Source organism: Hymenobacter caeli (assembly GCF_013294115.1).
In the GTDB taxonomy this organism is placed as follows: domain Bacteria; phylum Bacteroidota; class Bacteroidia; order Cytophagales; family Hymenobacteraceae; genus Hymenobacter; species Hymenobacter caeli.
This window is the reverse complement of sequence record NZ_JABSNP010000013.1, coordinates 55,275-68,887: the sequence shown is the minus strand read 5'-3', so window position 1 is coordinate 68,887 and position 13,613 is coordinate 55,275. Positions and strand designations below refer to the sequence as shown.

The window sequence follows — 13,613 nt, the reverse complement described above, 5'->3', positions numbered from 1 at the left end:
TGCCTTACCTTGACGCACCGCTCCACCAACTCTTAGCCGCATGAAAAACCTGCTACTCGCCGCCCTGCTGCTCACCGCCGCCGGGGCCCCCCGCGCCCAAACCGCGCCCGCCCGCCGCGACGTGGGCAACCTCACCATTGAGGGCATTCCGGCCCTGCCCCCCGACCTACTCGCCCGCGTGGACCAGTACCAGAACGTGCGCGGGGCCAGCGTGGCCGACTGGGACCGCGACGGGAAGGGGCTGTTCGTCAGCACGCGCTTCGCTGAGGTGCCCCAGATTCATTACGTGGCCGGCCCGGGGGCCGACCGCCGGCAAATTACCTTTTTCAAGGAGCCGCTGGCCACGGTGGCCACGTGCCCCGACAAGCGGCAGAACGGCTTTTTGTACAGCCGCGACCAGGGCGGCGACGAGAACTACCAGCTCTACTTCTTCGACCTGGGCACCGGCAGCTCGCGCCTGCTCACCGACGGCAAGAGCCGCCACGTGTTTCAGGGCTGGAACCGGGCCGGCACCCAGCTCGCCTACGTGGGCAACCAGCGCAACGGGGCCGACCTGGACCTGTTCGTGGTCGATTTCCCGGCCAAAACCGCTGCCCCGCCCGCGGCGCTGCTGGAGCTGAAGGGCGGCGGCTGGCGCGTGGCGGCGTGGGCCGACGACGGCCGGCAGATGGTGTTGCAGAACTACAAGTCGGCGGCCGAAAGCGAGCTGTTCCGCTTCGACCTGGCCAGCCGCCAGCTGACGCCCCTGCACCAAACCGCCGCGCCGGTGGCCTACTCGGGGGTGGAGTTCAGCCGCGACGCCAAGGGGTTGTTTCTGGTTTCCGACGAGGGCAGCGAGTTCCAGACCCTGCGCTACCTGGACCTGGCCAGCGGCCGGCTCACGCCGCTCTCGGCCCCGATTCCGTGGGACGTGGAGGGGCTGGAGCGCAGCCGCGACGGCGGCCAGCTCGTGTTTTCCACCAACGAGGGCGGCTACTCCAAACTCTACGTGCTCGACGCCAACACCCGCGCCTACCGGCCCGTGGCCAACGTGCCGAAGGGCGTCATCGGCGGCTTTAAGCTGAACGACGACGGCCGCCGGCTGGCCCTGACGCTCGCCTCGGCCACGAGCAGCGCCGACGCCTACGTGCTGGATTTGGCCGGCGGCCAGCTCACCCGCTGGACGACGAGCGAGGTCGGGGGCCTCAACCCGGCCGCTTTCGTCGAGCCGGAGCTGGTGCAGTACCCCACCTTCGACCAGGTGAGCGGCCGGCCGCGGCTGATTCCGGCGTTCATCTACCGGCCCAAAAACGCCCGCGGCAAGGTGCCCGTGCTGCTCAGCATCCACGGGGGCCCCGAGGGGCAGTCGCTGCCCAACTTCAGCGCCCTCATCAACCTGCTGGTGAACGAGCTGGGCGTGGCCGTGGCCGTGCCCAACGTGCGCGGCTCGACGGGCTACGGCAAAACCTACCTCGGCCTCGACAACGGCCCCCGGCGCGAAGACTCGGTGAAGGACATCGGGGCCCTGCTCGACTGGATTGCGACCCAGCCGGGCCTCGACGCCACGCGCGTGGCCGTGTTCGGCGGCTCCTACGGCGGCTACATGAGCCTGGCCACCATGACCAACTACAACGAGCGCATGCGCTGCGGCATCGACCTGTTCGGCATCAGCAACTTCGCCACCTTCCTCAAAAACACCAGCCCCTACCGCGCCGACCTGCGCCGCGCCGAGTACGGCGACGAGCGCGACCCGGCCATGCTGAAGGCGTTCGAGGCGATTTCGCCCATCCACAAAATCAAAAACATCACCCGCCCCATGCTCGTGTACCAGGGCCAGAACGACCCCCGCGTGCCGCTCTCCGAATCGGAGCAGATGGTGGCCGGCCTGAAAAAACAGGGCACCACGGTCTGGTACATCCTGGCCAAAGACGAGGGCCACAGCCTGGCCAAAAAAGCCAACCGCGACTACACCTACGGGGCCATGATGCTGTTTTTGCAGGAGAATTTGCTGCGGCCGGGCATTTAGGGCTGGGGCTGCTGGACGAGTAAGGTCATGCTGAGAAACAGTCATGTAAGTGGGCCGTCATGCTGATAACATAGGCCGTCATGCTTCGGCTCCACTTCGTTCCGCTCAGCATGACGGCCTCTTTGGTGGCCTACTTGAAAGCCCCTGGGCAAAGCGCTATGACCTCGGCATAACAACTAACTGATTAGCTCCCCCCCACCCGGGGCCCTGATTGCCAATTGGCGCAGCCCAACGTAGCTTCGCGGGCCCCGCTCGGGGCCCCGCATCCTGGCTTTTCCCTATTTTTCCTTCGATGACGCACATTAACTACTGCCTGCGGCAAGGGCTGGCCGCCGCGCTTTGCCTGGCCGCTCCCCTGGCCGCCACCGCCCAGAAGAAGCCGGCCCCGGCCGGCAAAGCGGCCAACGCCGAAAGCGCTATCCACGAGGCCGACATCAAGCGCGACTTGTACGCGCTGGCCGGCGACCACTACCGGGGCCGCGAGGGCGGCACCCTCGACGAGCTGAAGGCCAGCGTGTGGCTCGTCGACCAGATCCGGGCCACCGGCATGCTGCCGGCCGGCGACGACGGCACGTACTTCCAGTGGTTCAACCTGCAGCGCACGCGCCTGGGCAAAAGCAGCACGCTGCGCATCGGCACGCACGACGTGCGGCTGAACGAGGACGGCGTGGTGGTGGCCCCCACCAACGCCAGCATCACGGCGCCGCTCGTGTACGTGGGCACGGGCTCGGCGGCGGAGCTGGCCAAGGTCGACGTCAAGGGCAAGGCCGTGGCGGTGCAGATTGCCGGGGCCCCCACCGACGGCATCAGCTACCGGCGCTACGTGTTCGGCAAGTTCGGCGGGCAGGCGGGCGAGCTGGTGAAGGCCGGCGCCGTGGCCGTGGTGTTCGTGTCGGACGCGCCCGCGCAGGCCCTCTACGACCACTGGAGCCACATTTACGAGCGGGGCCGCTACAGCCTGCCCGGCGCGGCCAGCACCAAGGTGGTAAGCACGCCGCCCGTAATCTGGCTGCCCGCCAGCGCCGCCGCCTGGGTGCAGCAGGCCGGCCAGCAGTTCAGCACCGAGCTGAAGGTGGAGAGCTTCCAGTACCCGTCCGTCAACCTCGTGGCCAAGATGCCCGGCACCGACGCGCAGCTGAAAAAGGAGTACGTGCTCTTCAGCACCCACCAGGACCACGACGGCGTGCGGGCCCCCATCGCCGGCGACTCGATTTATAACGGGGCCGACGACAACGCCACGGGCTGCGCGGCGCTGCTGGCCATCATGCGGGCCTTCAAGCAGCAGCCGGGCCGGCGCTCGGCGCTGTTCGTGTACCAGGGCTCGGAGGAGCGCGGCCTGCTGGGCTCGACGTACTTCTCGGCCCACCCCACCGTGCCGCAGGCGTCCATCGTGGCCGTGCTGAACGCCGAGATGATGGGCCGCAACGCCCCCGACAGCGCCGCCCTGCTGGGCAGCACGCCCCCGCACATGAACTCGTCGGACCTCGTGAAAACGGCCCTGGCGGCCAACCAGCAGGGCCCCAAGTTCAAGCTCGACACCGAGTGGGACAAGCCCACGCACCCCGAGGGCTGGTACTTCCGCTCCGACCACCTGCCCTACGCCCGCCTGGGCATCCCGGCCATCATGTACACCTCGCTGCTGCACGTAGACTACCACACCCCGCGCGACGAGCCCAGCCGCATCGACTACGCCAAGCTCACGAAAATGACCCAGTGGATGTACCTCACCGGCTGGGCCGTGGCCAACCGCACCGCGCCGCCCGCCCGCGAGCCCGGCTTCAAGCTGGAGCGGTAATTTTTTACCGCGCCTTGGCCGCACCGGGCCCCGGGCCCGTATGACGCGGACGCATCGAAAGCTCTTCCATGAATTTTACCAACCCCGAATGGGCCTTCGTTATGGGCCGCCTGCTGCTGGGCGTCAGCTTTTTGGCGCATTTGCTGGTGCGGGCCCCCAAGCTGGCGGCGTTTCAGGCGGGGCTGCTGAAGCAGTTTGCGGGCACGCTGCTGCCGGCGGCGCTGGTGGGGCCCTACGCGCTGGCGCTGCCGTGGGCCGAGGGGGCCGTGGGCCTGCTGCTGGTGCTGGGCTGGTGCACGCGGCCCGCGCTGGTGGCCACCATGCTGCTGCTCACGAGCCTGCTCTTCGGTAGCAGCCTGCTGGAGCAGTGGAACACCGTGGCCATCCAGCTGCTGTACGGCCTCTACACCGTGGTGTTGCTGCTGCAAGTGCAGTTCAACCGCCTGTGCCTCGACCGCATCGGCCGCTACCGCTGAGCCTTATTCAGCTATTAGCTGTTGGCCTTTAGCTGTCAGCGCTCGTTCAATCCACCAAATAGTTGGCCGGAGTTATTTGTTTGATTAATAAGGCCAGCTGATAACCACCAACTGCTCATTGTTCATTGTTAGAAATGCACCACATCACCGCCGCCGACATCCACGGCTTCGAGAAGGTTTTTCGCCTCAACTTCGTCAACGGTTTGCCGGGCTTCAAGTCGGCCAACCTGGTAGGCACGGCCGCAGCCGACGGCTTCCCCAACCTGGCCATTTTCAGCTCCGTGATTCACCTGGGCTCCGACCCGCCCCTGCTGGGCATGGTCACGCGCCCCACCACCGTGCCGCGCCACACCTACCAAAACCTGAAAGACAGCGGCTGCTACACCCTCAACCACGTGCCCACGGCCAAGCTGGCGGCGGCCCACTACACCTCGGCCGACTTCCCGCCCGGCGTTTCGGAGTTTGGGACCTGCGGCTTCACGCCCGAGTACCACGACGGCTTTGCGGCCCCCTACGTGGCCGAAAGCGCCGTTAGCATCGGCCTGCGCTTCCTGGAAGAGCACGCCATCAGCAACGGCACGGTGCTGATTGTGGGCACCATTGAGCACGTGTACTTGCCCGCCGCCGGCCTGCGCGACGACGGCACCCTCGACTTGGTGAGCATGGGCACGGCCGCCATCTCGGGCCTCGACGGCTACCACGTGGTGGAGCCGCCCGTGCGCTTCGGCTACGCCCGGGTGGGCCAGCCCCCGGTGGCCCTGAAATAGGATTTGGGTTTGAGTTAAAAGGTAAAAGTGAAGAGCTAAAACCTGCCGTCCGCTTTTAACTCTTCACTTTTGACTCAAATAACGCCCTATGAAGCTGCTACCATTGCTTTTGCTGGCCGCGCTACCGGGCAGTCTGCCTGCGCAGCCCACGCCCGGGGCCCCGCCCATTGATTCGGCCCGGGCCCGGAAAATAGCGGCGGCCTTTCCCGTGCTGGATAAGATTTACGCCGATTACGCGGCCCGCAACCACGTGCCGGGCCTGGCCTACGCCCTGGTGGTGGACGGGCGGCTGGTGCACGCCGGGGCCCTGGGCTACGCCGACGCCCGGGCCCGCACCGCCGCCACCCCGCAGTCGGTGTTCCGCATCGCCAGCATGACCAAGAGCTTCGTGGCCCTGGCCGTGCTGCGCCTGCGCGACGAAGGCCGCCTGCGCCTCGACGCCCCCGCTGAAACCTACCTGCCCGAGCTGAAAAAGTACCGGCCCAATACCCTCGACGCGCCGCCCGTCACCGTGCGGCAGCTGCTGAGCCACGCCGCCGGCCTGCCCGAAGACAACCCCTGGGGCGACCGGCAGATGGGCCGCTCCGACGCCGCGCTGGCGGCCCTGCTGGGCCGGGGGCTGTCGATGGCCAACGCCCCGGGCGTGGCCTACGAATACAGTAACCTGGGCTACGCGCTGCTGGGCCGCCTCGTCAGCCGCGTGGCGGGCCAGCCGTTTCAGGCCTACATCAGCGCCCGTATTTTGCGGCCCCTGGGCATGAACGATACTTACTGGGACTACCGCCGGGTGCCCGCCGGCCGCCTGGCCCACGGCTACCGCTGGCAGGCCGGCGCGTGGCAGCCGGAGCCCCTGCTGCCCAACGGCGGGGCCTTCGCCGCGCTGGGCGGGCTGCTGACGACGGTGGAGGATTTTGCCAAATACCTGGCGTTTCAGGCCAGCGCCTGGCCCCCGCGCCCCGGCCCCGACGCGGGCCCCGTGCGGCGCAGCTCGGTGCGCGAGATGCAGCAGCCCTGGACCTTCAACGCCCTCAACGCCGCCTACCGCTACCCCAGCGGCCGGGCCAGCCCGATGGTCAACAGCTACGGCTTTGGCCTGCGCGTGGCCCGCGACGGTGCCGGCCGCGGCTACGTGGGCCACGGCGGCGGCCTGCCCGGCTTCGGCTCGCACTGGTGGCTGCTGCCCGACTACGGCGTGGCCGTGGTGGCCCTCGACAACCTGACCTACGCCGGGCCCACGGCGGCCAACTTCGCGGCCCTCGACACACTGGTGGCGCTGGCCGGCCTGCGGCCCCGGGCCCCGGCGGGCTCGGCCATCCTGGCGCAGCGCCAGGCCGAGCTGGCCCGCCTGCTGCCCGCCTGGGAGGTACCGGCCAACTCCCCGCTCTTCGCAGAGAATTTCTTCCTCGACGAACCCCTGGCCGGCCGCCGCCAAGCCGCGCAGGCGTTGTTTGCCCGGGCCGGCAAAATAGGCTCGGTGGGCCCGCTGGTGCCGGAAAACCAGCTGCGCGGGCGCTTCCTGCTGACGGGCGAGCAAGCCGCCATCGAGGTGTTTTTTTCCCTGACGCCCGAAACCCCCGCCCGGGTGCAGCAGCTGGATTTGCGGCTCCTGCCCCGCTAGCAGCGGCGGGGCGCCGGGCGCACCGGGTCTGGCGGGGTACCGGGCCGGGCCCAAAAAAAGCCCGCTGCCGGGCGGGCAGCGGGCTTTCCGGGGCAGCAGACGATTATTTGGGGGCCTGGGTCTTGTCCACCGGCGTTTTGGCGTTGCTCGTCGATTGGTCGGCCACCGGGGCCAGCTTGCCGTTGGCCGACTGCGGCGAGGCCACGCTGCTGCCGGCCGGGGCCGAGTTGAGCTGGTCTTTGGCGGTGCCGTTTTTGATGGCCGCGGCCGAGCCCTCGCCGCCGGCCGGCTCCACGCGCTCGGCGGGGTAGCTCACGCGGGTGCCGTTGTCGATGCTGTCGCGGTAGACGTCGGAGTTGCGCCAGGTGGGCGTCCAGTTGAAGCTGTTCTTGTACTGGAGGTCCACGCCCGGGCTGTTGGGGGCGTAGTCGCAGGCGGTGAGGGCCGTGGCGGTGCCCAGCAAAACCAGGGCGAGGCGGAAGGAGCGGGTCATATAGCGAAGCAATGAAGGGTAATTACCCACAAAGTACGTAGATTTTGGCCGGACGGCTGCCTGCCAACGCCGTAAACAGGGCCACAGATTTCACTTTTTAAGCCGCCGGCCGCCGGCCGCCGGGCTCCTTCCCTCCCCCACCCGCTTCCTTCCCCGCTGCCCATGTCCGACCTTCCCAACGAACGGCCCTCGCGCCTGCGCCGCGCCCTGGCGGCGGTGGGCCGCGTGGCCACCGCCCCGGTGCGGGGCGCGGCCTACCTGGTGCGCTCGGGCCAGGCCCACCAGCACTTTTTTCTGCCGGTGCTCAACGGGGCCCTGGGCGACCAGCTGGCCGCCCGCCGCGACCCGCGGGCCATCCGCATGAGCTTCCGGCGCAACGGCCGCGACGCGTCGGTGGCCGCCCTGCGCCTGCGCGGGCCCCGCCGGAAAACGGTGGTGTTCGTGCACGGCCTGATGGGCGACGAGCTGATTTGGCAAACCGGCTTCCAGGACCCGCCCGGCCACGCCCGCTACGGCCCCCGCCTGGCCCGCGAGGCGGGCGCGCGGGCCCTGTACCTGCGCTTCAACTCGGGCCGGCACCTCTCCGAAAACGGCCGCGAGCTGAGCCACCTCCTCACGGCGCTGGTCAGCGCCTACCCCGAGGCCATCGGCGAGCTGGTGCTGGTGGGCCACAGCCTGGGCGGCCTGGTCATCCGCTCGGCGGGGTACTACGGAAGCGAGCAGTGGGCAGCGGGAAATGGGGAGCGGGCAGCGGGCCAGGCAGCGGAGCGCGGGGAGGGAGCAGCGGGAAGCAAGGGCCCCGGGAGAACTAAAAAGCCCGTTTCCGTTACCGGTCCGCTTCCCACTCCGCACGCCCCACTTCCCGACCCGCTGGCAGAAAAAGCTCCCTGGCTGGCGCACCTGCGCACAATATTTCTGCTGGGCACGCCCAACGACGGCTCGTGGCTGGAGCAGAACAGCCACTTCACGGCCCGGCTGCTGCGGCGCATCGACTTGTTTCCGACGCGCTTCCTGAGCAATGCCCTCAACCAGCGCAGCAACGGCATCAAGGACCTGCGCCGCTCCGTGTTGGTGGACGAGGACTGGCAGGGCGCCCACGCCGACGACCCGGCCCCGCCCCGCACCGCGGTGCCGCTGCTGCCCGGCGTGGCCTACCACATCCTGATGGGCAGCTGGCTGAAAACCAACCGGCCGGCCGCCCTGCGGCAGTACTTCGGCGACGGCCTGGTGGGCCGCGGCAGCGCCCAGGGGACCGAAATCTTCGGCAACGAAGCCGCCCTGCCGCCCGGCACCAGCGTGCGCACCGCCGAGTTTGCCCAGCAGCACCACCTCGGCCTCCTCACCCACCCCGAGGTGTACCAGTACCTCAAGCACTGGCTGTAGCCGCCCGCCCCGGGCCGGCGGCCCTCTCCCACGCGCAACGGCCGCCCCCGCCCCCGGGGCGGGGGCGGCCGCGCGGCAAGGGGTGGAGAGGTTGTTTGCCGGGGCCGGAGCGGCCGCCGCGCTACTTGTTCGTGGCCGGACCGGTGCCGGTGCCCGCCCCGGTGCCGGCGGCGTTCGTGGAGCCGCTGGGGCCGCTGCCCGCCGGGGCGCTGCCGCCCGTGCCCCCGGGTGCGCCGCCCCCGTCGCCGCCGGCGGGTGTGCTCATTGCGCCGCCGCTGCCGGCGTCGCTCGTCGCGCCCGCCGTGGTGGGCATGGCCCCCTTGGTATCGGTCGTGTCGGCCCCCGAGGCGGTGGTGGGGGGCTCGGCCGTGCCCGTGCTGGAGGTGCTGCCTTTCGAGCCGCAGCCGCCCAGCAGCGCGGTGCCCAGGGCCAGCGCGGCCAGGTAAATGGGAGGATTTTTCATGAGAAAACCGGGTTGAAAGTGAAGGTTTTTGAAAAGGAACGCGCCAGACTTTACGGACGCGGCCGGGCCAATGGCCACCGCGCAAACCCGTATTTTTGGCGATAACTACGCAGAAGCAAACCCCGCGGCCACCGGCGCGTTGTACGGGCACGGCCCGTTTCCGTCCGCTTCGCCATGCCCCCCACCCCGGCCCCCGCCGTTATTCTCTTCGACGGCGTTTGCAACCTCTGCCACGGCTTCGTGCAGTTCGTCATTCGCCACGACGCGGCGGGCCGCTTCCGGTTCGCGGCCCTGCAAAGCGCCGCCGGCCGGGCCCTGCTGGCCGCCCACGGGGCCCCGCCGCCTGCGCCCGACCCCGAATCGGTGCTATTGCTCCTGAACGGCCGCCTCTACTCGCACTCGGGGGCCGTGCTGCGCATTGCCCGCGAACTGGGGTGGCCCTGGCGGCTGGCGGCGGCGGGCTGGGTGCTGCCCCGCGCCTGGCGCGACGGCCTCTACCGCTTCGTGGCCCGGCACCGCTACCGCTGGTTTGGCCGCCAGGAAAACTGCCTGCTGCCCACGCCGGCCCTGCAAGCGCGGTTTCTGTAGCCAATCCTGACCCGGGTGGGCCGCCCAAAAAAGCCGGCTCCTATGACGGGAGCCAGCTTTTTATGCACTAGGGCTTGGCGGGCGGGGCCACGCTATCGGTGCGGGGCGGGTCGGCCTTGTCCAACGAGTCGAGGCTCGAGGTCTTGACCTTCGAGCTGGGGTTGGTGGTGTCGGAACCCGGCGAGCCCTGCGAGGTGGAGTCGCCGTCGCCGCCGCTCTTGTTTTGGCAGGCCCCCAGCAGCGCGGTGCCCAGCGCCAGCGCGGCCAGCAGGGCCGCAGGTTTTTTCATGTTCATGGCAGGAGCGTTTACGTTTTTAAAGACCAGCAGAAGCGCCGCCGGGCTATACGGCAACCGGCCGGCTACGGCCGTTTCCGGCGGCACTCGGCCTCGTACACGCGCCGCCCCAGCTCGCGCAGGAAGGGCAGGCCGATGGTGTCGTACTCGTACTTGTCGTCGTTGAGCACGCCGTCGGCGTTCACGTACACCACGGCGCTGAGCAGGAACTCCACGCCCCGGGCCGCGTCCGTCACGTAGGCGTTGTCAATCAGGAAGCCGTACGACTCGCCGATTTTGTTGAACACCCGCACGCCCGGCGGCAGCGCCGCCTGCCCGCCCCCGCCCAGCAGGTACTTGCCGTAGGTGGCCAGGTAGTGGGCGGCGTCGTAGCGCGGGCGGGGGCCGTGGGCGGGCGCTTCGGCCATGGCCGTGCGCAGCAGGGCGTAGTCGGCCGGGGCCAGGGCGGGGCGGCGGCGGGCGGGCAGCGTTTCGGGGAACAGCAGGGCCCGCAGCACCCGCTGCTGGTCGCGCAGCGGAAAGATGTTTTTCTGGCCGAGGTCGAGGGGCCCCGCCACCACGGCGTCGCCCACCACGTGCGCCCGGCCGATGGCCGTGCCCCGCAGCCGCCAGTGCGGCACGGGCCCCGCCCAGTACGCGGCGGGCTGGTGGTAGAGCGGCTGGCGGCAGGCCGTGTCGGCGTAAAAATCGACCGGGTTGGTGTGCCTAGAGTTGGGCGGCGCGTCGCCCACGGCCAGGCGGCCCACGATGCGGCTGCGGCGCAGCCCCAGCTGCCGCAGCCCGGCGTTGAGCGCCGCCGGGCCCACGAACTCGTAGAGGCGGTTGTAGGCGTCGTTGTCGCTCACGAGCAGCACCCGGCGCACGTAGTTGGCCACGGTGGGCCGGCCGCTGGCGCTGCTGGTGTCGCGCCGCACCCGCGCCTGGCCCGCGAAGGCCGAATCGGTGAGCATGGGCGAGTCGGGGGCGAGGCCGGGCACCTGGGGGGCCAGGGCCCGCAGCCGCGCCAGGGCCAGGGCCACGGTGGGCAGCTTCACGGTGCTGGCGGGGTAGAAGTACTCGCGCGGCCGCAGGCGGTAGCCGTAGCTGCGGAAGTGGGCCCGCCCCCGGGCGTCGCGCCGGATGCGGGTGTACAGGATTTGCACCCGGTAGGCGGCCGGCCGGGCCAGCACCCGGCCCAGGCCCAGGGTGTCGCGGCGCAGCAGCTGCCGCAGGGGGCTGGCCAGGCCCTGGGCCGCGGCGGCGCGGGGCGCGAGGGCCCCGGCCAGCAGCCCCAGCAACCCCAGCAGGCGGGCCACGGGGCCCCCACCGAGCCAAAATTGTGGCGCACGGAGCAAATGCATGCGGTAAGATAAGGGGCCGGGGCTATTCGGCACCGGGGCCACGGCGGGGGTTGGACGGTTGGGGGGCCCGCGCTTAGTTTTACCGGCATACCCTCCACTTTTTCATCTTATGAAAACACTTTTCCGCACCGGACTGGCCGCTGGCCTGCTCTTCACTGCGTTGGCCCCGGCCCGTGCCCAGGCCGTGGCCAACGGCGGCTTCGAAACCTGGGCCGCCCGCAGCGGCACCGACGCGCCCACCAACTGGCTGACCGTGGACGACGTTATTGCGGCCCTGCTCACGCGCTTTCCCACGGGCACGTTCACCAAGGCCACGGACGCCCACGGCGGCGCTTTCGCCCTGCGGCTCGAGACCAAATCGACGCTGCTGGGAATCATTCCGGGCGGGGCGACGCTCGGCACCAAGCTCGGGCCCCTCACCGCCGCCGCGCCCGCCGGGTTGCCCTTCACGGGCCGGCCGGCCGTGTTCCAGTTCTACTACAAGCTCACGGGGCCCCAGCCGGCGGCGGCCAGCGACGGGGCCTTCGCCGAGGTAGCCCTCACGCGCACCGTGGGCGGCCAATCCGTCGTCATCGCCACGGCCGCGCGGGTGTTCACCACCGTCACGGCGGCCTACGTGCTGGCCCAGCTGCCGCTCACCTACACCTCGGCCGCCGCCCCCGACTCGGTGCACATCAGCTTCGGCTCGGGCCTGATTGACGTCTCGACCGGGGCCCCCACGGGCGGTACGGCCGGCACGGTGTTCCAAATCGACGACGTGGCCTTCGCCGGCACGGCCACCGCCACCCGCGACGCCGCCCTGGCCGCCGCCCTCACCGCCGCGCCCAACCCCAGCCCCGGGGGCCGCTACGTGCTGCGGGCCCCGGCGGCGCTGCTGGCCGCGCCCCTGGCCGTGGTGGACGCCGCCGGCCGCGTGGTGCGCCGCGAAGAGGCCCCCCGCCCCCCCGCCGCCACCCGGGCCCTCGACCTGAGCGGCCTGCCCGGCGGCGTGTACACCTTGCGGCTCTTCACTCCCAAAGGCCTGATTGCGCAGAAGCTGCTGGTGCAGTAGCGCGGGCCGGATGAACCGGTTGGCCTTAGCCAGAAGTCAACAAAGCGCTTCGCAAGGGCGCTTTTGGGCTCCTGGCTTCTGCTTTGGCGGGGGCAGGCGGGCCCCCGGCCGCAGCGGCGCGGCAACGGGCGCGGGGCGCTGGCGGGGCAAGGGGCCGGCCTGGCCCCAACCATCAATAGGCCAAAACGTAACAGAAGTAGCAAGGCGTTTTTTACCCCTTTTTAGCCCATTGGGCCCGTCGTTACCGAGGAATTGCCTTGGCCGAGCAGGCCCTGAAAATTGCCCAACAGCTTCTACCCTTCAGCTTACGTTCAATTAACCCTCTTTTACTTCTGAAAAATGAAAATACTTTTTCGCATGCTATCAGCGCTGGCAACCGGGGCTGCCCTGCTCGCCGCGCCATCGGCCCACGCCCAAACCCCGGCCGTTCCCAACGGCTCCCTCGACACCTGGGTAACGCGCAACGGCGCGGAAGAACCCCAGGGCTGGCAGACGTTCGACGACCTCTACCTATTCGTTATCAAGCAGTTTCCCATCACGGGCGGCACGCACACCACCGCCAAAACGGCCACTGCGCACAGTGGCGCTTACGCAGCCCAGCTGCAATCCATTCAGTTCTCAACCAATACCGGGCCGGTGGTGCTGCCGGGGTATCTGTTCCTGGGCAATGCGATAGTAGACCAGAATCTGACCGGGGGCATTCCGTACACGGCGCGGCCGTCGAGCCTACAGTTTTACTACAAGCTGGCCGGAACCGGGGCCATCGCCGACTCGGCCGCGGCACAAGTGATTCTGACGGCCACCGTGGGCGGCCAGCCCGTGGTAGTGGGCTTTGGCGGGGGCTATTTTACGGCCACGGCCACGAATTTCACCCTGGCTAACCTGCCCATTAGCTACGACCCGACCACCTCGGTCGCGCCCGACACCGTGCGCATCATCTTTGCGTCTGGCGTGGCCGATAACCTCACGGCCGGCACTACCCTGGTGGTGGACGACGTGGTACTCGTGAACAACACCGTCACGGCCACCCGGGCCAGCGCCGACCTCAGCGCCGGCCTGGGGGCCTACCCCAACCCCAGCGCCGGCGGCGCCTACACCCTCAGCTACCCCAGCGAGCCGGCGCTACTGGCCGCGCCCCTGGCCGTGGTGGACGCCACCGGCCGCGTGGTGCGCCGCGAAAGTGCCCTGCGGGCCCCCGCCGCCACCCGGGCCCTCGACTTGAGGGGCTTAGCGGGGGGCCTCTATACGTTGCAACTTTTTACCGACAAGGGCCTGATTGCGAAGAAGTTGCTGGTGCAGTAGCGCGGGCTGAAATTCATTGGTGAACTCGCTTCCCGTG

The 13,613-nt window shown here is 69.5% G+C and carries 13 protein-coding genes; 9 read left to right on the top strand and 4 right to left on the bottom strand.

All coding sequences use genetic code 11. The annotated features are described in order from the left end of the window. Positions 1 to 40: 40 nt before the first annotated feature. The 5 genes from HNP98_RS14115 (at position 41) to HNP98_RS14095 (ending at position 6,661) form a co-directional block, all read left to right on the top strand. The gene (locus tag HNP98_RS14115; RefSeq protein ID WP_173810729.1) at positions 41 to 2,005 is read left to right on the top strand and encodes a S9 family peptidase; all 1,965 of its coding nucleotides are present in this window, start codon (positions 41 to 43) and stop codon (positions 2,003 to 2,005) included. Between the two features lie 292 nt (positions 2,006 to 2,297). Further along, positions 2,298 to 3,800 (top strand): M28 family peptidase, encoded by a 1,503-nt coding sequence (locus HNP98_RS14110; RefSeq protein WP_173810728.1) that lies wholly within the window; start codon positions 2,298 to 2,300, stop codon positions 3,798 to 3,800. A 68-nt stretch (positions 3,801 to 3,868) separates the two neighbouring features. Then, on the top strand, positions 3,869 to 4,276 hold the full coding sequence (locus HNP98_RS14105; RefSeq protein WP_173810727.1) for a MauE/DoxX family redox-associated membrane protein: 408 nt from the start codon (positions 3,869 to 3,871) through the stop codon (positions 4,274 to 4,276). A 134-nt stretch (positions 4,277 to 4,410) separates the two neighbouring features. Next, on the top strand, positions 4,411 to 5,043 hold the full coding sequence (locus HNP98_RS14100) for a flavin reductase family protein (protein ID WP_173810726.1): 633 nt from the start codon (positions 4,411 to 4,413) through the stop codon (positions 5,041 to 5,043). Between the two features lie 88 nt (positions 5,044 to 5,131). Then, positions 5,132 to 6,661 (top strand): serine hydrolase domain-containing protein, encoded by a 1,530-nt coding sequence (locus HNP98_RS14095; protein ID WP_173810725.1) that lies wholly within the window; start codon positions 5,132 to 5,134, stop codon positions 6,659 to 6,661. A 103-nt stretch (positions 6,662 to 6,764) separates the two neighbouring features. On the opposite strand, the gene HNP98_RS14090 is transcribed toward HNP98_RS14095, so the two are convergent. Further along, positions 6,765 to 7,154 carry a hypothetical protein gene (locus tag HNP98_RS14090; RefSeq protein ID WP_173810724.1) on the bottom strand — a complete coding sequence of 130 codons (390 nt, stop codon included), beginning with the start codon at positions 7,152 to 7,154 and terminating at the stop codon, positions 6,765 to 6,767. A gap of 162 nt (positions 7,155 to 7,316) precedes the next feature. Here HNP98_RS14090 and HNP98_RS14085 point away from each other — a divergent pair, with 162 nt between their 5' ends. Next, positions 7,317 to 8,537: an esterase/lipase family protein gene (locus HNP98_RS14085; RefSeq protein WP_173810723.1), complete on the top strand. Its 1,221-nt coding sequence runs from the start codon at positions 7,317 to 7,319 to the stop codon at positions 8,535 to 8,537. Between the two features lie 121 nt (positions 8,538 to 8,658). Here HNP98_RS14085 and HNP98_RS14080 read toward each other — a convergent pair whose 3' ends face one another. Beyond that, a complete protein-coding gene (locus tag HNP98_RS14080; protein WP_173810722.1) occupies positions 8,659 to 9,000 on the bottom strand; it encodes a hypothetical protein in 342 nt (113 codons plus the stop codon). 174 nt (positions 9,001 to 9,174) lie between these two features. Here HNP98_RS14080 and HNP98_RS14075 point away from each other — a divergent pair, with 174 nt between their 5' ends. Continuing rightward, positions 9,175 to 9,588, top strand: coding sequence for a thiol-disulfide oxidoreductase DCC family protein (locus tag HNP98_RS14075; protein ID WP_173810721.1), 414 nt, complete (start codon positions 9,175 to 9,177; stop codon positions 9,586 to 9,588). Positions 9,589 to 9,655: 67 nt separating this feature from the next. Here HNP98_RS14075 and HNP98_RS14070 read toward each other — a convergent pair whose 3' ends face one another. Together HNP98_RS14070 and HNP98_RS14065 are read right to left on the bottom strand one after the other, a co-directional pair. Continuing rightward, on the bottom strand, positions 9,656 to 9,877 hold the full coding sequence (locus tag HNP98_RS14070) for a hypothetical protein (RefSeq protein WP_173810720.1): 222 nt from the start codon (positions 9,875 to 9,877) through the stop codon (positions 9,656 to 9,658). 71 nt (positions 9,878 to 9,948) lie between these two features. Continuing rightward, positions 9,949 to 11,223 (bottom strand): serine hydrolase, encoded by a 1,275-nt coding sequence (locus HNP98_RS14065; RefSeq protein ID WP_173810719.1) that lies wholly within the window; start codon positions 11,221 to 11,223, stop codon positions 9,949 to 9,951. 109 nt (positions 11,224 to 11,332) lie between these two features. Here HNP98_RS14065 and HNP98_RS14060 point away from each other — a divergent pair, with 109 nt between their 5' ends. Continuing rightward, positions 11,333 to 12,274 (top strand): T9SS type A sorting domain-containing protein, encoded by a 942-nt coding sequence (locus tag HNP98_RS14060; protein ID WP_173810718.1) that lies wholly within the window; start codon positions 11,333 to 11,335, stop codon positions 12,272 to 12,274. Positions 12,275 to 12,613: 339 nt separating this feature from the next. Beyond that, complete coding sequence (locus HNP98_RS14055; RefSeq protein ID WP_173810717.1) at positions 12,614 to 13,576, top strand: T9SS type A sorting domain-containing protein; 963 nt, start codon at positions 12,614 to 12,616, stop codon at positions 13,574 to 13,576. Positions 13,577 to 13,613: the final 37 nt, after the last annotated feature.